Genomic DNA, 22,359 nt, shown 5'->3' with positions numbered 1-22,359 from the left:
CCCGATTCGCCTATCCTCATTCGTGACGACAATCCGGCGGCGCGCCAGGTGCGCGCGCGCCCATTCGAATAGCGAGGAGGGGCAGTGACCGTACGCAATCTCGACGCGATATTCCAGCCGAAATCCGTAGCGGTGATCGGCGCCTCGCAGCGGCCGGGCAGCATTGGCAAGATGGTGTGGCAGCGCCTCATCGAAGGCGGTTTTGCCGGTCCGCTCTGGGCGGTCAATCCGCGTCATGCGGGCGAGTTCGACCGCTTCGACGGCAAGCCCGTGCTCGCGGATACGGGCGACTTGCCCGAGGCGCCCACCGTCGCGCTCATCTGCACGCGGCCCGCCACGTGGCCCGCGCTCGTGCACCGGCTCGGCGGCATGGGCACGCGCGCGGCGATCATCGTGGGCGAGGTGCGCAACGAAGAAGACCGTGCCGACCTGCGCCACGCGCTCGCGGCGGCGCGCCCGCATCTGTTGCGCATCCTCGGGCCCGGCACGCTCGGCGCGCTCACGCCGGCGCTCAACGCGCAGCTCGGCGCGGCTGCCACGGTCGCGCGCACCGGTGGCGTGGCGTGGGTCTCGCAATCCAACGCGCTCACCAACGCCGTGCTGCGCTGGGCCGGCCCGCGCGGGCTCGGCTTCTCGCACGCGGTGGCGCTGGGCGATGAAGCCGATGTCGATGTCGGCGACGTGCTCGACTACCTCGCGAGCGATCCGGCCACGCGCGCGATCCTGCTCGAAGTGGACAGCATCGGCGCGGCGCGCAAGTTCATGTCGGCGGCGCGGGCGGCGGCGCGCAACAAGCCCGTGCTCGCGCTGCGCAGCGGCCGCGACGATCCGGGCGACGCGCTCTACACGGCGGCGTTCCGGCGCGCGGGCATCGTGCGCGTGGACACGCTCGACGACCTGCTCGACGAAATCGAAACCTTGGGCTTGGGCCGCGTGGCCGCGAGCGACACGGCCACGCTCATCACGAGCGACCGCGGCGTGGCCACGCTCGCGCGCGACGCCTTCATGAAGGCCGGCGACACGCTCGCAAAATGGAGCGACGAGGCGCGCGCCGCACTCGAAGCGGCGTTGCCGCATGCGCAGGCCGGCAATCCGCTCGTGCTCGGCGACACGGCAAGGCCCGAGCACTTTGGCCTCGCGCTGCAAGCGCTTGCTTCGCAGCGCTCGACCGGCACGGCGTTCGTCGTGCACGCGCCCACGCACAGCGCGCCCGTGGCCGAGGTCGCGCGCACGCTCATCGAAAACCAGCACTTCGCGTACCGCGGCATGCTCGCGTGCTTCTTCGGCGGCGTGGACGACACCACGCGCGACGCGCTGCACGCGCACGGCATTCCCGTGCATACCACGCCGCGGCGCCTGGCGCGCGCGTTTGCGCGTCTCGTCGACTACCGGCTCGGGCGCGAGCTCCTGATGCAGACGCCCGAGAGCATGCCCGCGCAAGGCGCGGCGGCGATCGAGGCCGCGCAGGGCGTGGCGCGCGCGGCGCTGGCGGCGGGGCGCAACACGCTGGAGGGCCAGGAGGCGGCGCGGCTATTGGCCTCGTTCGGGCTCGAGACGCTGGAAAGCGCGGCGCAGTTCTCGGAGCAAGCCGTCGTCGACGTGAGCGTGGAGTTTCGCGACGACGAGAACTTCGGCCCGGTGTTCCACTTCGTGGCGCCGTCGCCGGACGGCTTCTCGCCGCCGCTGCGCGTCTACAGCCTGCCGCCGTTGAACTCGGTGCTTTCGCGCGACATCGTCGCGCACTCGCCGTATGCGCGCTACACCACGCCCGAGCCCACGCTCGCGGCGCTTACCGAGCTTTCGCAGGTGGTGTGCGAGGTGCGCGAGATCGTCGGGATGCAGTTGTCCCTGCGGGTGTTGCCGAACGCGATAAAGGTGCTCGCGCCGCGCCTCACGCTGGCGGACAAGCGCAGCCGCTTCGCGATCGTGCCGTATCCGCGCAGGCTCGAAGAGACGGTCGACTGGCACGGCGAGCGCCTGACGATCCGGCCGATCCGGCCCGAAGACGAGGAGATGCACCGCGCGTTCATCGACACGATGACGCCCGACGACCTGCGCCTGCGCTTTTTCTCGGCGGTGCGCAGCTTCGACCACACGCAGCTCGCGCGCATGACGCAGATCGACTACGACCGCGAGATGGCGCTCATCGCGACCGTCGAGGGCGAGGACGGCAAGCCGCGCACGCTGGGCGTGGCGCGCGCGGTGGCCGACCCCGACAACGAGACCGCCGAGTTTGCGCTCACTATCCAGTCCAATCTGAAGGGGCGCGGCCTTGGCCGCTTGCTGCTGGAGCGCATGATCGCCTACGTGCGCTCGCGCGGCACGCACTGGCTGCTCGGCGAGGCGCTGCGCGAGAATGCGCCGATGATTGGGCTCGCGCGCGCCTGCGGGTTCACGGTGACGCCGACGGAAGACCCGGGCGTGGTGGGGTTCAGGATGCCGCTCGACTGACGCGGCATGTCCTGCCCGCAGGCGAGGGGTGGCGCAGCTTCGCTGCGCCTTGGCGTTATGCCTGGTTCTGCCGCGCGTTTTTGCGTGGATTTGCGCGAGGCAGCCGCACTCAGGCGGCGATCTTCGCGAGCGCGTCGTCCACCTGGGCGCGCGTGACGGCGAGCTCTTCGAGCCAGGGCTGTGCGTATTGCGCGCCGGTTTCCTTTTCCAGCCGGGCGATGGTCGCGGCGCAGCGCGCGGCGTCCTTCGGCGTGGCGATGAACGCCTTGACCGACTGGCCGCCCTGGAACGCTTCGAACAGCGGCGCGCGGATTTCCTCGGGCAGGGCGCGCGTCGTCCACTGGTGCGTCTTGCCGTTAAAGGAGAGCGAAGGCGGCAGCACGCGCTCCTTGCGCGTGGCCGGGATCAGACCGAAGTTGCGCGCGGCTTCGGCAATCTGCTCGGCCGTGAACAACTCGTCGGGCGTGATCTCGAATTGCTCGATCGCGGTTTCGACGGTCTTCATCGCGCTTGCGCGGTCGTCGCGCTTTTGCTGCGCGCGCGCGACGATATCGCGCAGCTCGTCGGCTTCCTCGCTCGAAATCGTGAAGCTGGCCTGTTTCTGCTGAAGCTCGGAAAAACGCTGGAATTCTTGATCGGTCAGAAGTTTCGCCATGAGGTATGCATGCGCGTCCGACGCGCCTTGCGCACACCGGACGGTATTTTGAGAGGGTGGCCATTCTAACCGTTTTGCGCACCCGGCTTCCAGTCGCGATGCTGAACGCGCGCAAGGGCCCGGCGCGCGCCGCAGTAAACCAGGAACGTTCTGATGTTCGCACCCCATCACGCTTCCTACGATGGCGTGATGAAAATCTCCACTCCGACTCCGTCGTCGCGTTCCGACGAACTGCTCAAGCGCGGCATCGACCGCCTGAACGCCGAGCAGTACACGCTTGCCGAGGCCCTTTTTCGCGAGATCCTGGTGCAAGATCCGCAGCATGTCGATGCGTGGCATCAGCTTGGCGTCGCGCTCGCGCGCCAGAAGCGCTATGCAGAGGGCGAACAGGCGATCCGCCAGGCGCTTTCGATGGGCGAGAGCGGGCCGCTGCAGCGCGACCTCGCGTGGACGCTGCTCTGGCAAGGGCGCGACAACGAGGCGATCGCGGCCTACTTCGCGGCCATCAATCTGGGCGTGCGCGAGGCGCGCATGTTCAACAACGTGGGCAACCTCCTCAAGAAGCGCAACGACGCCACCCACGCCGAAGCCGCGTATCGCGCGGCCATTGAAATCGATCCCGGCTATGCTCTCGCGCACGGCAACCTCGCCATGGTGCAGCAGGACGCGGGCCAATACGAGGCTGCCGAGGCGAGCCTGCGGCGGGCGCTCGAGCTCGAACCGAAGTCGGCGCACTTCTGGCAATGCTACGGCGGCTTGCTGGAGCGCCTGAATCGCCTCGACGAGGCCGACGAAGCGTACTGCCGCGGCGGGCGCTGGGAGTCCGCGCAGTACGTGCGGCGGCGCGTTGCGCACTGGCGCGATCTGGACAAGATCGACCAGGCGGCGCTCGAGATGGTCGCCACGGGCGCGGCCGAGAATCTCACGCCGTGGGGGCTGCTTGGCATCCCGGCGCTCACGCCGGGGCTGCATCGCGACGCCGGGCGGCGCTTCGCGCAGTCGCGCTGGCGCGGCGAGCTTGCCGCGCCGCCGCTCGTCGCGCGCGGCGCGGGTCTTGCCGAAGCGCTGGCGGCCTGGGAGGCGGGTGCGCGCCTGCGCATCGGCTATCTCTCCTCCGACTTCTACGAGCACGCCACGCTGCGCCTGCTCGCGGGCGTGCTCGAACTGCACGATCCAGCGCGCTTCGACATCCATCTGTATTCGTACGGCGAAACCGTGCCCGATGCCGCATGGCGCGAGCGGCTCGCGGCGCTGCCCGCCACGCTGCACGAAATGGGTGCGCTCACCGACGCGCAGGCGGCCGCGAAGATCGCGCACGACGGCATCCACCTGCTCGTCGATCTGAAGGGCTATACGACCGGCACGCGCCTCGCCGTCACGGCGCTGCGGCCCGCGCCCGCGATCGTGAGCTGGCTGGGCTATCCGGGCTCGCTCGGCGAGCCGCGCCTCGCGGATTACCTGATCGGCGATGCAATGGTGACGCCGTCTGCCACCGCGCCGTTCTATAGCGAGACGCTCGCGCTGATGCCGCATTGCTATCAGCCGAACGACCATCGGCGCCAGTGCGGGCGGCGGCCCTCGCGTGCCGAAGCGGGCTTGCCCGAGCGCGGCTTCGTGTTCTGCAGCTTCAATCAGACCTTCAAGCTCAACGCGCAGATGGCGTCGGTGTGGTGCCGCCTGCTCGTCGCGACGCCGGGCAGCGTGCTGTGGCTGCTCGACCCGGGCAGCGAGCGGGCGCAGGCAAACCTGAACGACTTCTTTGAAGCGAACGGCGTGGCACGCACGCGCGTGATCTACGCGAAGCGCTTGCCGCAGGAGGCGCATCTTGCGCGGCTGCAACTCGCGGACCTCGCGCTCGACACGCTGCCGACCGGCTCGCACACGACCGGCAGCGACGCGTTGTGGACGGGCGTGCCGATGGTGTCGGCGCTGGGCTCGCTGTTCGCGGGGCGCGTGGGCGCGAGCCTGCTGCACGCGGTGGGGCTCGAAGCGCTGGTCGCGCGCGATCTCGACGCTTATTTTCAGATTGCGCTCGCGCTCGCGAGCGATCCGGCCTGGCTCGCGCAGATCCGCAAACGGCTCGCGCGGGCGAAGGCCGATGCGCCGCTCTTCGATACGGCGCGGTTCACGCGCGATCTGGAGCGGCTCTTCGTGGCGATCGTCGCGCGCGAGGCGAAGGGTGGAGAAGGGGGAGGGTCCGAGGGACCGGTGGTCGTGAAGAGGTGAGACTCCGGTGCCGTGGAGCGTTGCTTCGCGCTGGCACGGCGGATTAGATCAACTCGGCCGCTTCCCTGATTCGCATGGCCGTGCCCGGCAGGCCGCCGCGTTCGAGCGCGCGGGAAAAATCCTCAGCCGTGGCTTCGGGCTTTTTCCAGCGCGCCCGCATGCGCTTGAAAGCAGCGATGCAGACGAGCGTGTCGAGATCCCACTGATGGATGATGAAGCGATCCGGGTCGACCACGTCGATGCCATAGGCTGCGACTGCCTCGGCAGGAAAATCGCGCAGGTTCGTTGTGACGATGCAGTCGGCGTGGCCCGCAATGGCCGCTGCGAGCACGTGTGCGTCGTTGGGATCGGGTAGTGCAATCGAGGGCACGAGAGGTTTCCATGCCCCCTCTGCGACTTGCCAGTCCGGCACGGCATCATGCATGGCGGCGCGGCGCACACCCAGTTTGCCGGCGAGATCGGGGCGATACCGCTCAAGTGCCGTGATCCATTCTTCTTCGATGCGGCGTGTCCACTTTGCGGCGAAGAGTCCCGCGGTTGCGAGACTCATGAGCGCATCAGTCATGGCAATAGGGAACAGGACGCACGCGTCCAGCAAAGCCGTGTAGCGCACGTGCCCCGCCATTCAGTAATCCAGTCCGAGATCACGGGCGTTTTCTGCCATGCGGTCGAGCGCGGCGGACTGCCGCTCGCGCATTCCGCGCTCGTAGGCCAGCAGGTCTTCCAGTGCGATGCGCCGGTGTGTGCCGACCATGCGGTGCTTAATCCGGCCTTCCTCGATCTCCTTGATTACGAACGGTCGCGAGACGTTGAGGTAATTGGCGGCTTCGACGGTGGTGAACTCCTGCTTGTCGGGCATGAGCACAACGGTCTTGCCTTCGCTCATTGCACCGAGCAACTGGCCGATGAGCTTGAGCGCGGCGGGTGGCACTTCGATCGAGGGATGAAGGCCGGTTTCGGTCGAAAGCGTGATGGAGACCGCCCGCGAATGATCGAGCGCTTCCATGATGCAGCGCTGCGCGACGCGGGCCAGTTCCATTTCATGTTCGCTCATTGCCGGTGGTGCTTCCTTGGGAATTCGTTTGAGGATGGGCATAGCGTGGCTCCTGATGCGTGTAGCCAATAGCTGCCTGCGATGCGCATACTATATGAAACAAGTGAAATAAATGCAATAAATGAATTGGGGGGAGGTGAGGCGAGTCGTCCCGAGCGCGACTTGCCTTACTCCGCTGCTCCCCGAAACATCGACGAAGGCTGCCCGCGAGCGCGCGTGCCGGTGCTCGCCTCGCGCTGACGTACTAACATACTGAAGCACAGATGCCCACGCACGCGCGACGCGCAGCGTTGATTCGATCGAGGAGACACCCCGTATGGCGCAAGCGCTCCATCCGCAGGTCGCGCAGCGCCGCCGCATCGGGCGCACGGCGCTCGAAGTGAGCGCGCTGAGTCTGGGCACGGCGCCGCTCGGCGGCCTGTATCGTGATCTCACCGGAGAAGAGGCGCAGGCCACCGTCGATGCCGCCTGGGCGGCCGGCGTGCGCTTTTTCGACACCGCGCCGCACTATGGCCACACGAAAGCGGAGCATCGCCTCGGCGACGCGCTGCGGCGCTATCCGCGCCGCGATTACGTGCTGTCGACCAAAGTGGGCCGCCGCTTCGTGCCGCGCACCCATCCCTATGACGGCAGCGAAGGCTGGCAGGATCCGCTGCCGTTCGAGGCCATTTTCGACTACACGCGCGAAGGCATCCTGCGCTCGTTCGAGGATAGCCAGCAGCGGCTCGGCATTGTCGAGATCGACATCCTGCTCGTGCACGACATTGGCCGCCTCACGCATGGCGAGCGCAACGCGCACTACTGGCGGCAACTGACCGAAGGCGGCGGCTTTCGCGCGCTGGACGACCTGCGCGCGTCGGGTGCGGTGAAGGCCGTGGGTTTCGGCGTGAACGAGCGCGAAGTGATACTCGAAGCGATGCGCGAATTCCAGATCGATTGCGCGCTGCTGGCGGGCCGTTACACGTTGCTCGAACAGGCGCCGCTCGACGATCTGCTGCCCGCCTGCAGCCAGCATGGCGTGAGCATCCTGCTGGGCGGCGCGTTCAATTCGGGCATTCTCGCGCGTGGTCTCGCAGGCGAGCGCAAGTTCAACTACGGCGAGGCGCCGCCCGACGTGGTGGAGCGCGTGGCGCGGCTCGAAGCGGTCTGCCGCGCGCATGGCGCGCCGCTCGCGGCGGCGGCGCTGCAGTTTCCCTACGCGCATCCCGCGGTCGCGACCGTGCTTACCGGCGCGCGCAGCGCGGCGGAATTGCGCGAGAACGTGGCGTCGTTCGAGACGAAGTTGCCACCTGAGCTTTGGCTCGCGTTGCGCGACGAGGGCCTCGTCGATGCGCGCGCGCCGATGCCCTGAAGCCGAGTCCTGAGCCCTCGACGCCGGACGCCATGACAAAGCACACCGCGAACATGCAGATCGACGCGCATCAGCACTACTGGGACCCCGCGCGCGGCGACTACGGCTGGCTCACACCCGGCCTGACCGCGCTCTACCGTCCCTTCGGTCCCGCCGATCTCGCGCCGCTGCGTGAGCGCAGCGGCGTCGCGCGCACCGTGGTCGTGCAGGCCGCGCCCAGCGTCGACGAAACCTGGTATCTGCTCGATCTCGCGCGCCACGACGATTCGATCGCGGGCGTGGTGGGCTGGGTGCCGCTCGACGACCCGCTGGCCCCCGAGCTGATCGACGAGCTTGCGCGCGAGCCCAAGCTGCGCGCCGTGCGCCCGATGCTGCAAGACTTGCCCGACGACGACTGGATTGCGAAAGCCGATACGGCGCGCGCCATCGAGGCCCTGATCGCCCACGACCTGGCCTTCGACGCGCTCATCCTCACGCGCCACGCGAGCGCGCTCGAAACGTTCCTCGCGCGCCATCGCGCGCTGCGCGTGGTGATCGATCATGGCGCGAAGCCGCCGATCAAGGACGCCGGCGAGGGCGGTGCAGGCACGCCTCATTTCGCTGCGTGGTCGCAGGCGATCACACGCCTCGCGCGCTTCCCGCAGGTGTACTGCAAGGTGTCGGGGCTCGCCACGGAGGCCGCGCCGGGCTGGAGCGACGCCACGCTGAGCCCGTGGGTCGAGCATCTGCTCGCGAGCTTCGGCGCGCAGCGGCTCATGTGGGGCAGCGACTGGCCCGTGCTCAACCTCAACGGCGACTACGAACGCTGGCATGCGAGCGCGCAGCGTCTGCTCGCGCATCTGGGCGAGCGCGAGCGTGGCGCCGTGTTCGGCGGCAACGCGGCCGCGTTCTACGGGCTGCGGACCGATCCAGCCGGTTAGAAAACGTCCGTGAAGCCGCCACGGCGCCGGCGTGTCTGGCCATAATGGCCGTTTGCTTCATCAAGGCGGCACGCGAGCGGCATCGCCTCGATCGTTATCCCCCCAAGCCTCATCACTGAACTGAACGCGGCGAGCGCGTCCGCATCGACGGGAGTGGCAGATGGCACAAAGACTGGCCGGCAAGACGGCCTTGATCACCGCGGCGGGCCAGGGTATCGGCTACGCCGCGGCCGAAATGTTTGCGCGTGAAGGCGCACGCGTGATCGCCACCGATATCCGCATCGACGCGCTAGCGTCGCTGCCGGTCGAGGCGCGCAAGCTCGACGTGCGCGACGGCGCGGCCATCGCGGCGCTCGCGCAGGAACTGGGCACCATCGACGTGCTGTTCAACTGCGCGGGCTTCGTGCACGCGGGCTCGATTCTCGAAGCGAGCGAAGCAGACTGGGACTTCGCATTCGACCTCAACGTCAAAGCGATGTACCGGACCATCCGCGCTTTCCTGCCCGCCATGCTGGAGGCGGGCGGCGGCTCGATCATCAACATGTCGTCGGCGGCGTCGAGCGTGAAGGGCGTACCCAACCGCTTCGTCTACGGCGCGTCCAAGGCGGCGGTGATCGGGTTGACCAAGGCCGTGGCCGCCGACTTCGTGACACGCGGCATCCGCTGCAACGCGATCTGCCCCGGCACCGTGGCCTCGCCCTCGCTCGAGGAGCGCATCGCCGCCCAGGCCGCGGCGCAGGGCACGAGCGTGGACGCGGCGCGCGCGGCCTTCGTCGCGCGCCAGCCGATGGGGCGTGTGGGCAAGGCTGAAGAGATCGCCGCGCTCGTGCTCTATCTCGCCTCGGACGAGTCGGCGTTCACGACCGGCCAGGCGCATGTGATCGATGGTGGGTGGTCTAACTAGTTAGCCCGTGGTGGGCGATAATCCCCGGGCGCTCAACGCAGTAGCGACGCAAGGCTCACGTGTAGATGACGCATGGATGACGTAGCGCGCTGCGCAATCCCCGTACAGACAGACAAGGAACAGAGACGATGAAATTGCTTCGCTATGGCCCCAAGGGGCACGAAAAGCCGGGCCTCGTGGATGCCGAAGGCCGCATTCGAGCGCTCTCGGGCGCCGTTGCCGACATCGCGGGCGACGTGCTCTCCGACGCGGGCCTCGCGCAACTGCGCTCGATCGACCCGGAAACGCTGCCGCTCGTGGAGGGCAATCCGCGCCTCGGGCCCTGCGTGGGCCATATCGGCAAGATGGTGTGCATCGGCCTGAACTACGCCGATCACGCCGCCGAATCGGGCATGCCGGTGCCGAGCGAGCCGGTGGTGTTCAACAAGTGGACGAGCGCGATCATCGGCGCGAACGACGACATCGAGATCCCGCGCGGCTCGAAGAAGACCGACTGGGAAGTCGAGCTGGGCGTGGTGATCGGCAAGCATGCGAAAAACGTGAGCGAGGCCGATGCACTGAACTACGTGGCGGGCTACTGCATCGTCAACGATGTGTCGGAGCGCGAGTGGCAGATCGAGCGTGGTGGCCAGTGGGACAAGGGCAAGGGCTTCGACACCTTCGGCCCGACCGGCCCGTGGCTCGTCACGCGCGACGAAGTGGCCGATCCGCAGAATCTCTCGATGTGGCTCGAAGTGGACGGCCATCGCTACCAGAACGGCAGCACGCGCACGATGGTCTTCACTGTGGCGAAACTGGTGTCGTATCTCTCGCAGTGCATGAGCCTGCAGCCGGGCGATGTGATCTCCACCGGCACGCCGCCGGGCGTGGGCATGGGCGTGAAGCCCGAGCCGGTGTACCTGAAACCGGGCCAGACTGTGCGCCTTGGCATTGAAGGGCTGGGCGTGCAGACGCAGAAGACGCGCGCGGCCGAGTGAGCGGGCGCCTGTTCTGACTTTGCAGCAGCATGATGGATAAACGGCCGCGGAGCACCCGCGGCCGTTCTGCGTTCTGGCTTCCCTCGCCGCGCAACGGTCATGCGGGTGGGCCGGCCTCTCCGTGCGCGCCGTTCGCGCCCCCCGCTTCGCCCATCCGGCTGACCGTGCCCTGCGCGAGCGCCACCAGGTGCTCGTCGCCGTTCTCCATCACGAACACGCTGCACTGGCAGGTGGCCTGCTGGCGCCCCGCAAAGACCACGCGCGCCCTCGCCACCAGCGTGCCGGACATGGCGGGCCGCAGGTAATTGATCTTGTACTCGCTCGTCACCACCCGCGGGCCGAGCGTTAGCGCGCCCGCGAACGTGAGGGCGTTGTCGGCGAGATAGCTGATCACCCCGCCGTGCACGAAACCGTGCTGCTGCTTGAGCTCGTCGCGCACAGGAAGCCGTAGCGTGAGCTCGTCGGGCCCGGCGTGCATGAGTTCCGCGCCGAGCAGCATGCTGAACGGTTGGGCGTGTAGCGCGCCGCGCGCGCGATCCAGCAAGTCGGTCATCGTCGGGTTCCCAGGGGCCAAGCCCACGTAGTTTCCTAACCACTGTAGGAAGTGCCATGCGGCGGCGCAAGGTGAATCGCAATGCCGCCGCCTCTGAATTGTTGCCAAAAACAGTGGAAATCTCGCCGGGATCGTTTCTGCAACACGCTATTGCGCATTTGATGCAGAAATTTCGCGCATTTGGCCTCAATCCAACGTTTGCGAGGCCGTAAACCCGTGCGGGTGCGTGCGTTACCCCGCGCGCGCCGAACCTACTCACTGCCATCCCAGGTGTTCAAGATGTTCAGCAAGATCAAGGTCGCATCCGGCCTTTTGTGCGTTCTAGCCGCATTCTGCGTGCTCCAGCTCGTGACCGAGGGGCTAGGCTACTGGGCGCTCACCCGCACGCACGACGACGTGAAGGATCTCTCCCGGGTGGCGCTGCGCCAGGCGAGCGCCGCCAACGAAACCACCCAGCATTTGATGGACGCGCGCATCAATCTCTCGCGCGCGGGCACCCGACTGATTCGCGGCGGCGGCGCGGCGCCGGCCGACATCATCAGCCACGCGCAGGAGCAGCTGAGCGCGGCCGACCGGTCGTACTCGGAGCTCACGTCGGTCGAGCCGGTCAACGATGAAGACCGCGCACGCGTGGCCGCGCTCGGCCAGCGCTATCAGGTCTATCACAAGGCGCTCGCGGAACTGATCGACGACCTCAACGCCAACAACATCCAGGCTTTTCTCGACCAGCCGACCCAGTCCTACCAGGACGCCTACCTTGCCGAGCTGCACGATTTCGCGCGCTTTAGCGCGGCGGCCAGCCACGCATCGCTCGAGTCGATCGATTCCCGTCTCGCGCTGTTCCAGACCGTGGGCATCGCGATCCTGATCGTGCTGGTCGCGCTCGCCACGGGCGTGCACTTCGCGCTGCGCCGCGGCGTCGTGGCGCCGCTCGAGGAAGCGGGCCGCCACTTCGAGCGCATTGCGCGCGGACGCCTGAACGAAACCGTGGCCGCGCGCGGCGACAACGAGATCGGCCTGCTCTTTCGCGATCTCGCGATGATGCAGGCGAGCCTCGCGCGCACGGTCCACACGGTGCGCGAGACGGCGGGCTCGATCCACGTGGGCGCGGACGAGATCGCGACGGGCAACGCCGATCTCTCGGCGCGCACGGAGTCGCAGGCGGCGTCGCTCGAAGAGACGGCGGCCAGTATGGAAGAGCTCACCGGCACGGTGCGCAATACCGCCGAAAACGCGCGCGAGGCGAACGCGCTGGCCGAGGCGGCGCTCGACGCGACCGCGCGCGGCGGCGCCGTGGTGGGCGAAGTGGTCGAGCGCATGCACGGCATCGCGCAGAGCTCGGACAAGATCGCCGAAATCATCGGCGTGATCGACGGGATTGCGTTCCAGACCAACATTCTCGCGCTCAATGCGGCCGTGGAAGCGGCGCGCGCGGGCGAGCAGGGGCGCGGCTTCGCGGTGGTGGCGGGCGAGGTGCGTGGGCTCGCGCAGCGCAGCGCGCAGTCGGCCAAGGAGATCAAGACGCTGATCAGCGAGTCGGTGGCGCAGATCCGCGGCGGCTCGGAACTGGTCGAGCGCGCGGGCTCGGCCATGCGCGACGTGTCGACGTCGATCTCGCGCGTCACGCAGATGATGGCGGGCATCAGCGCCTCGTCGCTCGAGCAGAGCGCGGGCATCGATCAGGTCAATACCGCCGTTTCGCAGATGGATCAGATGACGCAGCAAAACGCGGCGCTGGTCGAGGAGGCTGCGGCTGCTGCGGCTTCGCTGCATCAGCAGACCCGGCAACTGGCCGATGCGGTGGCGGCGTTCGAGATTTCGCCGGCGGTGCTGGCCGAAGGCCGTGGGCTCGCGCACGCCGCGACGGTGGGCGCGGAGCCCGAGGGGCGGCTGGCGGCGGGCTGATTCGTCGGTGCTGCCTGATCGGCATGAAGAGGGCCGCCGCGATGGCGGCCGGCGCGGCACAAGCGCTTTTCCTTCGGTCTTCGCGCGCCGCTTCCCGGGTGCACCAGTGCGCTAGGGCAGCGCGCCGTACGCCGTCAACAGGTGATACGGCGTAGTCGAGGGCATGTCCGCGCGGGCGACCTCTCCGCTCGCGCTTCTACATTCCACCCAGCCTTGCGGCGTGAGAAAGCGCTGCGCAAATTTGCCGATCTGGGCCTCCAGCGTTGCGCGCACAACGGTATCGCCGTGCGTCGCGATTGCGCGCAGATACTCCGTCTGCGCCCAGATGCGCTGGGTGGCGTCGATCACGCGGCCTTGTTCGTCGAGGGACGCCGCCACAGCGCCGGTGACGGGGTCCACGCCGTGCTTCACAGCGAATGCGAACGCGCGAGCGAGCGCCTCCTGAAGTCCCGAGTCACCCAGCCGGTGCGCTCCCGCCTGAGCCGCGAGCCAGAACCACTCGAACTGATGTCCCGGCTCGAGGCGATTGCCCGCCGTGCCGAGCGGCAATTCGGCGATGCAGCCCGTGGGCGCGTGCAGGAAGTTGCGCGCCAGCGCTTCGACGAGCCGCGTGATTGCCGTGTCGAACGCGGCGTCGCCGGTGGCGTCGCGGGCGACGAGCCACGCCTCGGTCAGATGCATCAGCGGATTCTGCAGCGGCCCGCTCGTGACGCTCGCAAACGATGCGTCGAGCGCCGCGTTCAGCAAGCCGTCGTGCGCCTTGAAGCGCTCGACGATTAGTGCGGACGTTTCGCGCGCCGTTTCGAGTGCCTGGGCTACGCCGAAGCGCTGGCCGTATGCCGCGCACGCGAACACCACGAACGCATGCGTATAGAGGTCCTTCGTGGTGTCGAGCGGCGCGCCCTGCGCATCGACACTGTAGAACCATCCGCCCTGCGCGCGGTCGGCAAAAGTATGGCGCAGCGATTCGAAGAGCGTGTGCGCATGCGCGGCCCCATGCTCGCCTGCCTGCGAGAACACGTAGAGCTGGCGGGCGCAAGCCATCGCGCGATAGCGCACGTCGGGCAGCGGTGCCGTGCCCGACGCGTCGAGCGCTTCATGCGGCAGGCGCAGCGCCGCGTTGAAGCCGGGGCCGCGCCACAACGGCAGGATCGTGCGGTCGAAATGATTGCGCAGGCTCGCTGCGCCGGTGAGAGCGTTCATGAAAGACGTGGGCGCGCAAGGCGCCGGCACGAGGAAAACAGGGTGTCCGCGATTGTACGCCGGGGCCAGTCTGTCTCGATTATGCGGCGTACGATGCATGACACGCGGCGCACATCCACGAGAGCGCTTTGCGTGGGACCGGAGCGCTCTGCGTGGGACCGGAGTAAGCGCTAAAGCACTAACTCCGGATCGCAAAGTGCTAAGGCACTAACTCCGGTCGACAAAGGAGAGCGACAACCATGCTCGGCAACATCGAACTCATTTCGCGGCTGGTGCTGGCCGCCGCGCTCGGCAGCGTGATCGGCTTCGAGCGCGAACGTCTGTCGTGGGCTGCGGGGCTGCGCACGCACATGCTGGTCTGCGTGGGGTCGGCGCTCATCATGATCGTCTCCGCGTTCGGCTTTGCCGATGCGCTCGGCGGCGAGCACGTCGTGCTCGACCCCTCGCGGATGGCCGCCCAGGTGGTTTCCGGCATCGGCTTTCTCGGCGCCGGCTCGATCCTGCTGCGCGGCGAGATCGTGCGCGGCCTGACGACGGCCGCGAGCCTGTGGTCGGTGGCGGCCGTCGGTCTCGCGGTGGGCGGCGGCCTCTATACGGCTGCGATCTCGGCCACCATCATCATTCTCATCATCCTCGCGGGCATCAAGCCGCTCGAGCGGCGCTTCATCACGTTCCGGCAGCGCCGGCGCATTTCGCTGCTGGTCGAGCGCGGTGCGCTCACCTTCCATTTGCTGCATGACGCGCTGGGCACGTCCAGCCCGCGCGTGAAGCAGTTCGTGGTCCAGCAGAGCGACGATTCGCCCGAGCTCGACGAGGTGATGATCGTGCTGAGCCGCGTCTCTTCGATGGAGTACGAGGCGATCTGCACGGCGCTGCGGCGGCTGGCTGTCGTCAAGGAGTTTCGCGAGGACGACGCGCAAGGTTGATCCGTCACGCATGGTTCACAGTCGAGGGGCTTACAGGTTTAACGTTTGCGGCTAAGATGCCTGACCAGCGGCGCGCGGGGTCTTGAGGACGCGCGTCCGAGGAGCGAAACGCGGCTGTCACGTTGCGGCCAGGCGTGACCGACGCGCGACGCGAGTTCACCTGAAGCGAGTCTCATCGTCGATCCATGGCCGAACACGCAGAAAACGAACCCTCCAATCCCGGACGCGTTGCGCGCAGCGCGCCGTCCCGGCGTCGAACACCGACGCCTTTCACCGACACCGAAGCCAGCCGGTCAGCGGACACCGAGGCGGTGGAGCCCGGCAGTGCGCTCACGCTCGATCTCTTTGGCGAAGGCCGTGAGCCAGTGCTAGAGCTCGAAGCGGAAGGTGCGGCGCAGGCCGCAAGCGCGAAGGAACGCCGTGCGGCGCCCGAGCGGCGCGCGCCACGCACGAAGGCGGCAGCCGAGCCGGTGGAGGATGCCGCGAACCCCGGCGGCGGCCCGGACGAACCGGCGGCGGCTTGCGCGCACAGCGAAGCGCCGCAGCCCGCTGCCGCGACGGAGCGCGAGGCGGCGGAGCCGGACCGGCCGAACGACGGGGCCGCAAGTACGCAAGCATCAGGGACGGCGGTTCTGGCGCCCGGTGCGCCGGGACCGCATGACGTGTCAGGTGCGGTGGCGCAAATGGAGCAATTGGCGGCTACAGCGGCTACAGCGGCTACAGGGGCTACCGCGGCTACCGCGGCTACTGCGGCTACTGCGGCCACCACGGCCACCACGGCCACCACGGCCACCACGGCCGCCACGGCCGCCACAGCCAACATGTCGCCGGAACCTGAAGCGGTGGCCACGCAGGAGCCGACCCCACCTGCGCCCGAACCCGCGCCCGGCGTGCACGGCGCAGCCAACGAACCGGCCGCCGTGCCATTGCCGGCGAGCGGCGTCTCCTACGCGGCCACGAGTACCACGGGCAATCCCGCGCGCATGATCTCGGTGGTGCATGCCGCGGACGTCGACGCGGCGCTCCACGGCTTCGTGCCCGAGCACGCGGCAAGTCTCGGTGCCGAGCGCGCCATGGCCGCGTTGCCGACCGAGATCGTCGCGGCGATGGCCGCGCAAACGCGCAGGACGAAGTGGCTGTTGACGGCGGCCGTTGCCGCACTCGTGGTGACGGCGGGCGTGGCGATTGCGCAGACACTCCTGCTTGCGAGCCTCTCGGCCGATACGGCGGCGCAACAGCAGCGCTTCGACGTGCTGATGCAGAACCAGCAGGCAGCGCTCGACAGCGTTGCGGCGCGTCTTGCCGCGCCGGCCACTGCGGCGGTGGCGCCGATGCCGCAGCCGGCTGCGGCTGCGACGGGTGCGGGGCCTGCACAGCCGGCTGCAACGCCGCAGCGCCGTGCCGCGCGGGTGACCAAGGCGCCGAAATCGCCGGAAAAGTCCGCATCGCGCGCTGCGAGCAGCAGTTCGTCCAAGTCGCATCCGCAGCACGCCGCCCCCTCCCGTCAGGCTGCGTCGAAAAGCTGATCTGCGATCCCTCCTTCGTTTCGACCCCTAAAATTCTGGCCCCCATGTGTTGTGCTGATGCAACGCATGGGTGGCCTGCCATCAAGCTGCGACGCGCCGCCGCAGGTTTTTTGTTGCACTGCACTAGCGTCGAACTAGGGAAAACCCTATAATGCATCTGTTCCTAGGGAAAACCCTTAAAGCTTGTCTAACCGGGAGTCACCATGAGCTTCATTCTTGCAATTCTCCAAAAGGTGAACGACCTCTTCGCGTCGCCGTACCTGCCGATGGATGCCGAATATTCGTATGCAGCGCGTCACCGCGAAGCAGAACGCGTCCGCCGCTCGCACTACACGCCTTACAGCCTGCCGCGCGACTAATCTCGCCGCATCGGGAGCTTAAGAGCGCCGCCATCCGCGCCGCTCTGATCGATCGCTCCAACAGTCGTTACATCAAATGAAGCCGGTTCTTGCAAGAGAGCCGGCTTTGTTGCGTCTGGCCTGAGCGCGTACCCGCACATCCGGCGAACGGCATGCGGGACAAATACTTCGTTATGCAGATTTAATGGCCTCGTTGTCTGCATGGCTTCCCCACGCCCAAAGAAGGCGCGACGCGCCCTATGGGCGGCGGCCAACGCGCACGACGCGATTTCCCTTTGGTGACAGTCACTTGGGTGAACCGCCCAGAGCTTGTCCACAGGGCTCTCAACAAAATCTGTGGAAAACCCGCCAGGCTCCGCGCGCGCCTGCGATGCGGTATCTGGCAGTTAGTCCTTTCGGATCAATCACCTGGCTTCGATTTCCCGGTGTTGCCCACAGGGCTCTCAACAAAATCTGTGGATAAATACCCGCCCATCCACCGTCAGCGCCTTTCCCCGCCTCGTGTCATAGTGTCAGCCGCCAGAACCCCCTCCAATCACCATGCCCGACACCTACTTCTACGACCCCGCCACTGGCCACGGCCTGCCGCACGACCCGTTCAAGGCGATCGTCGCGCCGCGCCTGATCGGCTGGATCTCGAGCCGCTCGCCGGACGGCGTGCTGAACCTCGCGCCGTACAGCTTCTTCGGCGCGTTCGCCACGTTCCCGGCCGTGATCGGCTTTAGCAGCGAAGGCCGCAAGGACAGCATCGCCAATATCGAGGCGACGGGTGAGTTCGTCTGGAATCTCGCGTCGCGCCCGCTGGCCGAGCAGATGAATCGCAGCTCCGCGCCCGTGGCCGCCGAGATCGACGAGTTCGCGCTCGCCGGCCTCACGCCCGCGCCGGGCCGCAACGTGGCGGTGCCGCACGTGGCCGAGGCGCCGGCCGCGCTCGAATGCAAGCTGCTGCAGATCGTGCGTCTGAATGCACTCGATGGCTCGCCCATGGACAACTGGCTCGCGCTCGGCCAGGTCGTGGGCGTGCACATCCAGCAGCAGTTTCTGAAAGACGGGCTTTTCGACACCCATGCCGCGCAGCCCATCATGCGCGCGGGCTATCGCGCCGACTACGCGCAGATCGGCGAGATGTTCGAGATGGTGCGGCCCACGGCCTGAATGCGTAATGCCTGGCGGGCCTGGCGGGCGCGTTGCCGCCGCCGCTGCGCGCGCCGATAATGGCCCGCAAATCACCCGCAATCCACCCGCAATGGCCCACACAGCGCGTCTCGCGCGAGGGGAGACAGTCCATGCAATCTCCGACCGGATCGGTCGTGGCGCTCAGCTCGGCGGCATCGACGATGTTTTCCATCGGCATGATCTTTCTCGGCTACTGGGGCTTGCACGAGCCAGTGCCGTGGCGCCTTGGCGACCGCGTGATCGTCGTGCTCGCGCTGGCGGGCTTCGCCTGTCTCGGCAGCGTGCCCTGGCTCGCCACGTCGCCCCAGAAGGCGGGCGACGAGACGCGCTTCCTGCTCGCGCGCCGCGCCTTTCTGGCGGGCGCGTGCGCGGTGTGGATCTCGATCGCGCTGTCGCTGGTGCTGGTCTAGCGCCGCGCCTTAGAAGCGCGCGCGCAGGCCGACCGTGCCCACTACCTGATTCGCCGTCGACGAAGCGCCGCCCGCCGTGTTGATGAACGCCACGTAGTTGTGGCCCGTGGCGTGCTGGTACATCGCTTCGGCGTAGAGGTCGGTGCGCTTCGAGAGTCGATAGACCACCTGCGCATCCACCTGCTGCCACTTCGGATCGGCGCCCCAGCTCGTGCGGTCCACGTGGCCGTCGGTGTAGGTATAGGCGAGGCCGAGGCTCCAGGCCGGGTTCAGCTGGTACTTGCCGTTCACTTCGTAGTTGTTGAAGCTCATGTCGCCGCCCTGCGAGCCGAACGCGTTCGTGCCCGAGTACTCGCTGCGCGTGAACACGAAGCCGGCCGTGGCCGGGCCGAAGCTGTAGTTCAGGCCGCCGCCGAACGAGCGCAGGCGGTCCGCGCCGAGCGAGAAGCCGCCCTTGCCGTTGGCCGCCGACTCGGCGAGATCGACCGCGCCCGGGCTGCTCGCATTCGCGCCTTGCGTGCCGTTCATCTGCAGATAGCCGGCGGCCACGGCGAGTGGGCCGTTGTTGTAGCTCGCGCCAAAGCTGTAGACGCGGTTGGCCGCGAAGTCGGGCTGGTTCGAGAACGCGTACAACGCGCCGAACTTCAAGCCGCCATAGCTGTTGCTCGTGTACTTGACGGCGTTGTTGATGCGCAGCGAGTGGTTGAGGTTGTCGTTGTCGAACGGATGCGCGAAGCCCGTGTCGCCGAACGTGCCCGCGGTGGCCGAGAGCGGCGAGACGAAGTCCACCAGTTCGTCGTACTGGCGGCCGAGCGTGAGCGTGCCGAACTGGTCGCTCGCGAGTCCCACGTAGGCCTGGCGGCCGAACATGCGGCCGTCCTGGCCGAGCTTGCCGTTCTGCACGTTGAAGCCGTTTTCGAGCACGAACACGGCATGCAATCCGCCGCCCAGGTCTTCGCTGCCGCGCACGCCGAAGCGGCTGCCGTTGACGTTGCCGCTCGTCGCCTGCCAGAGCGCGCTGCCCGACTTGCCGTTCGCGACGTTGTTCGTGTACATGATGCCGGCGTCGATCAGGCCGTAGAGCGTGACCGAGCTTTGCGCGTGCGCGACGCTCGGGGCGAGGGCGCCGATGAGGCCAACAGCGGTGGTCACTGCAGCGCCGAGCGCGGCGGTCCTGGCGAGCGAGGGGGCGTTCTTTTTCACGTGTAAAACTCCTGAGGCGATTTTTTCGTAGCGTTTGGAAAGGGCTTGCTGCGGGCGTCGGCCAGCAAGCAGCGTCAGGAGTGTAAGGATCGACAGCCGCCGGAAAATCGGCTGTGACTGGAGAGGATTCTTCCTCGATCTGGAATAAATATTTCATCGCCGTGTCATAAATCGCGGCAATGGTGCGGTTCGTGTCGCCACTGGTGCGTTAAAAGGCGTGCCCGGCACTTTTGGTACGATGCACGCTTTGGCAGCCGACCCTGAAGCCCCGCGTGAAGCGTTCCTTGTCGTTCATCCGCGCTCAAGCCGCGAAATGGTCCTCCCGCCTGAAGCCCCTCATGTCGCGCGTCTGCGCGTTCGTGCGGCCGTGGCTAGGCAAGGGCCTTCATCATCTGCGCCATCCCACCCGGCGCGGCATCCTCATCGCCATCGGCGCGCTGCCTGCGGCGCTCGTGCTCTATGTGCTGGTGCTGATTCCGTTCACGCCGGGCATCGGCGACATCCGCAAGGCGCGGGTGGACCAGCCCGCGCAGATTCTTTCCGCCGACGGCAAGCTGCTCGCCGAATTCAAGCCCTCGAACCGCGAGTGGGTGCCGCTCTCGCAGATCTCGCCGCACATGGTCGACGCGCTGATCTCGACCGAGGACCACCGCTTCTACGAACACCACGGCATCGACTTCAAGCGCACGGCGGGCGCGGCGCTGCACACGTTCTCGGGCGAGCGCCAGGGCGGCTCGACCATCACGCAGCAGCTCGCGCGCAATCTCTATCCCGACGAGATCGGCCGCGCGCCCACGCTCACGCGCAAGATCAAGGAGGCGATCACCGCGTTCAAGATCGAGGCCGTCTACAGCAAGCCGCAGATTCTCGAGACCTATCTGAACACGGTGCCGTTCCTCTACAACGCGTTCGGCATCGAGATGGCGGCGCGCACGTACTTCGGCGTTTCCGCGGATCAGCTCACCGTGCTGCAAAGCGCGACGCTCACCGGCATGCTCAAGGGCAACGCCTACTACAACCCGGTGATCAATCCCGAGCGCGCGCTCGCGCGGCGCAACACCGTGCTCGGCCAGATGGTGAAGTACGGCAAGCTCACCGACGCGCAGTACGCGACGCTCTCGAAGAAGCCGCTGCGTCTGGACTTCGAGCGGCAGACCGAGCCGCCCGGCCCTGCACCGCATTTCGCGCAGCAACTGCGCAAATGGCTGATCGCATGGGCCGACCGTAACGACTACAACATCTATTCCGATGGACTCGTTGTGCGGACAACGATCGATTCGCGCCTGCAGGCGATGGCCACTGCCGCGCTCAAGCAGCACGCCAATCAGCTGCAGGGCAGCGCGAATAGTGCATGGAGCGGGCGTAACGGCTGCTACGCCGGCAACGATCTGTTCAAGACCTTCATGCGCGAGACGCCCGACTACAAAAGCGCGCGCGAGGGGGATGCAAATTCGGGCGCAAGCGACGAGGACGCGCTCAAGAAGCTCGCCGCCGACCGCACGTTCATGCGCGCGCTGTGCAAGGACAAGACCACGGTGCAGGCCGGCTTCCTCGCGATCGATCCGCGCAATGGGCAGATCAAGGCTTGGGTGGGCAGCCGCGACTTCGCCGACGAGCCGTTCGATCACGTGCAGCAGGCGCGGCGTCAGCCGGGCTCGACGTTCAAGGCGTTCGTCTATGGCGCCGCGTTCGCGGACGGCGCGAAGCCCACCGACACGCTGATCGACCAGCCCGTGGAAATGCCGCTCGAAGGCGGTGAGATCTGGCGTCCTAACGATGACGTGCCGCCCAGCAACAAGCCGATGACGCTGCGCGACGCGCTCGCGTTCTCGCGCAACCGCATCACGGCACAGGTGATGCAGGCGGTGGGCCCGGACAAAGTCGCGCGTCTTGCGCGCGCGATGGGTGTGCGCGACAGCCAGTTGAACCCGGTGCCGTCGCTGGCGCTCGGCACGAGCCCGGTCACGCTGAAGGAGATGGTGTCGGCGTACAGCACCATCGCGAACGATGGCGAGTACCTGGAGCCGCGCATGGTCACCAGCATCGAGGACAGCAAGGGCAATGTGCTCGCGCAATTCGCGAGCGCCTCGCCCGAGCGCGCGCTTTCGGCATCCGCGGACCGCACGCTGCTCGACACGATGCGCGACGTCGTGAATCGCGGCACGGGCGCGAGCATCCGCACGCGCTTCGGCATTCGCGCCGACGTGGCCGGCAAGACCGGCACGACCCAGGACAACGCGGACGGCTGGTTCATCCTCATGGACCCGCAACTGGTGGCGGGCGCGTGGGTGGGCTTCGACGACGGACGCGTCACGCTCCAGAGCGAGGGCGCGCGCAGCGCGTTGCCGATCGTCGGCGACTTCTTCCAGCGTGCGTTGCGCGCGCGCATTGTCGATCCGCGTGCGCGCTTCGCGACCGAGGTCACGCCGGGCGCGTTCGAAACCTTCCGCGATCGGCTCAAGACCTGGATCGACGGCCTGTTCGCCTCGAAGCCGCCCGCCGAGGCGCCGCGCGCGCCGGCCCGCGCACCGGCGCCGCGGCCCAGCGCGCCCGCCGTGGC

At 67.6% G+C, this 22,359-nt stretch carries 19 protein-coding genes; 13 read left to right on the top strand and 6 right to left on the bottom strand.

The genetic code is table 11. From position 1 onward, the window contains the following. Positions 1-84 precede the first annotated feature (84 nt). Entirely contained in the window at positions 85-2,451 is a 2,367-nt protein-coding gene (locus EYW47_RS21300; protein ID WP_133196826.1) for a bifunctional acetate--CoA ligase family protein/GNAT family N-acetyltransferase, read from the top strand. Positions 2,452-2,560: 109 nt separating this feature from the next. On the opposite strand, the gene EYW47_RS21295 is transcribed toward EYW47_RS21300, so the two are convergent. Then, on the bottom strand, positions 2,561-3,106 hold the full coding sequence (locus EYW47_RS21295; protein ID WP_133196825.1) for a hypothetical protein: 546 nt from the start codon (positions 3,104-3,106) through the stop codon (positions 2,561-2,563). Positions 3,107-3,295: 189 nt separating this feature from the next. On the opposite strand from EYW47_RS21295, the gene EYW47_RS21290 reads away from it, so the two are divergent. Continuing rightward, positions 3,296-5,332, top strand: coding sequence for an O-linked N-acetylglucosamine transferase, SPINDLY family protein (locus tag EYW47_RS21290; protein WP_165976643.1), 2,037 nt, complete (start codon positions 3,296-3,298; stop codon positions 5,330-5,332). Positions 5,333-5,375: 43 nt separating this feature from the next. Here the strand turns inward: EYW47_RS21290 and EYW47_RS21285 are convergent, their stop codons facing one another. Together EYW47_RS21285 and EYW47_RS21280 are read right to left on the bottom strand one after the other, a co-directional pair. Then, positions 5,376-5,957, bottom strand: a complete 582-nt coding sequence (locus EYW47_RS21285; protein WP_133196823.1) for a PIN domain-containing protein — start codon at positions 5,955-5,957, stop codon at positions 5,376-5,378. Further along, positions 5,958-6,428 carry an excisionase family DNA-binding protein gene (locus EYW47_RS21280; RefSeq protein WP_133196822.1) on the bottom strand — a complete coding sequence of 157 codons (471 nt, stop codon included), beginning with the start codon at positions 6,426-6,428 and terminating at the stop codon, positions 5,958-5,960. 274 nt (positions 6,429-6,702) lie between these two features. Here EYW47_RS21280 and EYW47_RS21275 point away from each other — a divergent pair, with 274 nt between their 5' ends. From EYW47_RS21275 to EYW47_RS21260, 4 genes are all read left to right on the top strand, one after another. Further along, a complete protein-coding gene (locus tag EYW47_RS21275; protein WP_133196821.1) occupies positions 6,703-7,737 on the top strand; it encodes an aldo/keto reductase in 1,035 nt (344 codons plus the stop codon). A gap of 53 nt (positions 7,738-7,790) precedes the next feature. Then, positions 7,791-8,657, top strand: coding sequence for an amidohydrolase family protein (locus tag EYW47_RS21270; protein WP_133196996.1), 867 nt, complete (start codon positions 7,791-7,793; stop codon positions 8,655-8,657). Between the two features lie 160 nt (positions 8,658-8,817). Then, complete coding sequence (locus tag EYW47_RS21265; protein WP_133196820.1) at positions 8,818-9,561, top strand: SDR family oxidoreductase; 744 nt, start codon at positions 8,818-8,820, stop codon at positions 9,559-9,561. A 128-nt stretch (positions 9,562-9,689) separates the two neighbouring features. After that, complete coding sequence (locus EYW47_RS21260; RefSeq protein WP_133196819.1) at positions 9,690-10,538, top strand: ureidoglycolate lyase; 849 nt, start codon at positions 9,690-9,692, stop codon at positions 10,536-10,538. Between the two features lie 97 nt (positions 10,539-10,635). Here the strand turns inward: EYW47_RS21260 and EYW47_RS21255 are convergent, their stop codons facing one another. Continuing rightward, the gene (locus EYW47_RS21255; RefSeq protein WP_133196818.1) at positions 10,636-11,091 is read right to left on the bottom strand and encodes a PaaI family thioesterase; all 456 of its coding nucleotides are present in this window, start codon (positions 11,089-11,091) and stop codon (positions 10,636-10,638) included. 279 nt (positions 11,092-11,370) lie between these two features. Here EYW47_RS21255 and EYW47_RS21250 point away from each other — a divergent pair, with 279 nt between their 5' ends. After that, a complete protein-coding gene (locus EYW47_RS21250) occupies positions 11,371-12,996 on the top strand; it encodes a methyl-accepting chemotaxis protein (protein ID WP_133196817.1) in 1,626 nt (541 codons plus the stop codon). 111 nt (positions 12,997-13,107) lie between these two features. Here the strand turns inward: EYW47_RS21250 and EYW47_RS21245 are convergent, their stop codons facing one another. Next, a complete protein-coding gene (locus tag EYW47_RS21245) occupies positions 13,108-14,199 on the bottom strand; it encodes an AGE family epimerase/isomerase (RefSeq protein WP_133196816.1) in 1,092 nt (363 codons plus the stop codon). A gap of 239 nt (positions 14,200-14,438) precedes the next feature. On the opposite strand from EYW47_RS21245, the gene EYW47_RS21240 reads away from it, so the two are divergent. From EYW47_RS21240 to EYW47_RS21220, 5 genes are all read left to right on the top strand, one after another. Then, positions 14,439-15,125, top strand: a complete 687-nt coding sequence (locus tag EYW47_RS21240; RefSeq protein ID WP_133196815.1) for an MgtC/SapB family protein — start codon at positions 14,439-14,441, stop codon at positions 15,123-15,125. A 185-nt stretch (positions 15,126-15,310) separates the two neighbouring features. Beyond that, positions 15,311-16,651: a hypothetical protein gene (locus EYW47_RS41965; protein WP_240763832.1), complete on the top strand. Its 1,341-nt coding sequence runs from the start codon at positions 15,311-15,313 to the stop codon at positions 16,649-16,651. 203 nt (positions 16,652-16,854) lie between these two features. Further along, positions 16,855-17,010 carry a hypothetical protein gene (locus EYW47_RS40965; protein ID WP_165976642.1) on the top strand — a complete coding sequence of 52 codons (156 nt, stop codon included), beginning with the start codon at positions 16,855-16,857 and terminating at the stop codon, positions 17,008-17,010. 540 nt (positions 17,011-17,550) lie between these two features. Then, on the top strand, positions 17,551-18,165 hold the full coding sequence (locus tag EYW47_RS21225) for a flavin reductase family protein (RefSeq protein WP_133196812.1): 615 nt from the start codon (positions 17,551-17,553) through the stop codon (positions 18,163-18,165). Positions 18,166-18,296: 131 nt separating this feature from the next. Beyond that, a complete protein-coding gene (locus EYW47_RS21220) occupies positions 18,297-18,596 on the top strand; it encodes a hypothetical protein (RefSeq protein WP_133196811.1) in 300 nt (99 codons plus the stop codon). A 9-nt stretch (positions 18,597-18,605) separates the two neighbouring features. On the opposite strand, the gene EYW47_RS21215 is transcribed toward EYW47_RS21220, so the two are convergent. Beyond that, complete coding sequence (locus EYW47_RS21215; protein WP_133196995.1) at positions 18,606-19,748, bottom strand: porin; 1,143 nt, start codon at positions 19,746-19,748, stop codon at positions 18,606-18,608. Positions 19,749-20,137: 389 nt separating this feature from the next. On the opposite strand from EYW47_RS21215, the gene EYW47_RS21210 reads away from it, so the two are divergent. Beyond that, positions 20,138-22,359: penicillin-binding protein 1A (locus EYW47_RS21210; protein WP_133196994.1), on the top strand; the 2,222-nt coding region annotated here is incomplete at its 3' end.

The sequence above is a fragment of the Paraburkholderia silviterrae genome, from assembly GCF_004353915.1.
GTDB lineage: Bacteria > Pseudomonadota > Gammaproteobacteria > Burkholderiales > Burkholderiaceae > Paraburkholderia > Paraburkholderia silviterrae.
This window is presented reverse-complemented; position numbering and strand designations above follow the sequence as displayed.

What these genes read in the sequence shown, in the direction of transcription:
- EYW47_RS21295 (WP_133196825.1), bottom strand. Translation starts at nt 3,106, where the DNA reads ATGGCGAAACTTCTGACCGATCAAGAATTCCAGCGTTTTTCCGAGCTT.
- EYW47_RS21290 (WP_165976643.1), top strand. Translation starts at nt 3,296, where the DNA reads ATGAAAATCTCCACTCCGACTCCGTCGTCGCGTTCCGACGAACTGCTC.
- EYW47_RS21285 (WP_133196823.1), bottom strand. Translation starts at nt 5,957, where the DNA reads ATGGCGGGGCACGTGCGCTACACGGCTTTGCTGGACGCGTGCGTCCTG.
- EYW47_RS21280 (WP_133196822.1), bottom strand. Translation starts at nt 6,428, where the DNA reads ATGCCCATCCTCAAACGAATTCCCAAGGAAGCACCACCGGCAATGAGC.
- EYW47_RS21275 (WP_133196821.1), top strand. Translation starts at nt 6,703, where the DNA reads ATGGCGCAAGCGCTCCATCCGCAGGTCGCGCAGCGCCGCCGCATCGGG.
- EYW47_RS21270 (WP_133196996.1), top strand. Translation starts at nt 7,791, where the DNA reads ATGCAGATCGACGCGCATCAGCACTACTGGGACCCCGCGCGCGGCGAC.
- EYW47_RS21265 (WP_133196820.1), top strand. Translation starts at nt 8,818, where the DNA reads ATGGCACAAAGACTGGCCGGCAAGACGGCCTTGATCACCGCGGCGGGC.
- EYW47_RS21260 (WP_133196819.1), top strand. Translation starts at nt 9,690, where the DNA reads ATGAAATTGCTTCGCTATGGCCCCAAGGGGCACGAAAAGCCGGGCCTC.
- EYW47_RS21255 (WP_133196818.1), bottom strand. Translation starts at nt 11,091, where the DNA reads ATGACCGACTTGCTGGATCGCGCGCGCGGCGCGCTACACGCCCAACCG.
- EYW47_RS21250 (WP_133196817.1), top strand. Translation starts at nt 11,371, where the DNA reads ATGTTCAGCAAGATCAAGGTCGCATCCGGCCTTTTGTGCGTTCTAGCC.
- EYW47_RS21245 (WP_133196816.1), bottom strand. Translation starts at nt 14,199, where the DNA reads ATGAACGCTCTCACCGGCGCAGCGAGCCTGCGCAATCATTTCGACCGC.
- EYW47_RS21240 (WP_133196815.1), top strand. Translation starts at nt 14,439, where the DNA reads ATGCTCGGCAACATCGAACTCATTTCGCGGCTGGTGCTGGCCGCCGCG.
- EYW47_RS41965 (WP_240763832.1), top strand. Translation starts at nt 15,311, where the DNA reads ATGGCCGAACACGCAGAAAACGAACCCTCCAATCCCGGACGCGTTGCG.
- EYW47_RS40965 (WP_165976642.1), top strand. Translation starts at nt 16,855, where the DNA reads ATGAGCTTCATTCTTGCAATTCTCCAAAAGGTGAACGACCTCTTCGCG.
- EYW47_RS21225 (WP_133196812.1), top strand. Translation starts at nt 17,551, where the DNA reads ATGCCCGACACCTACTTCTACGACCCCGCCACTGGCCACGGCCTGCCG.
- EYW47_RS21220 (WP_133196811.1), top strand. Translation starts at nt 18,297, where the DNA reads ATGCAATCTCCGACCGGATCGGTCGTGGCGCTCAGCTCGGCGGCATCG.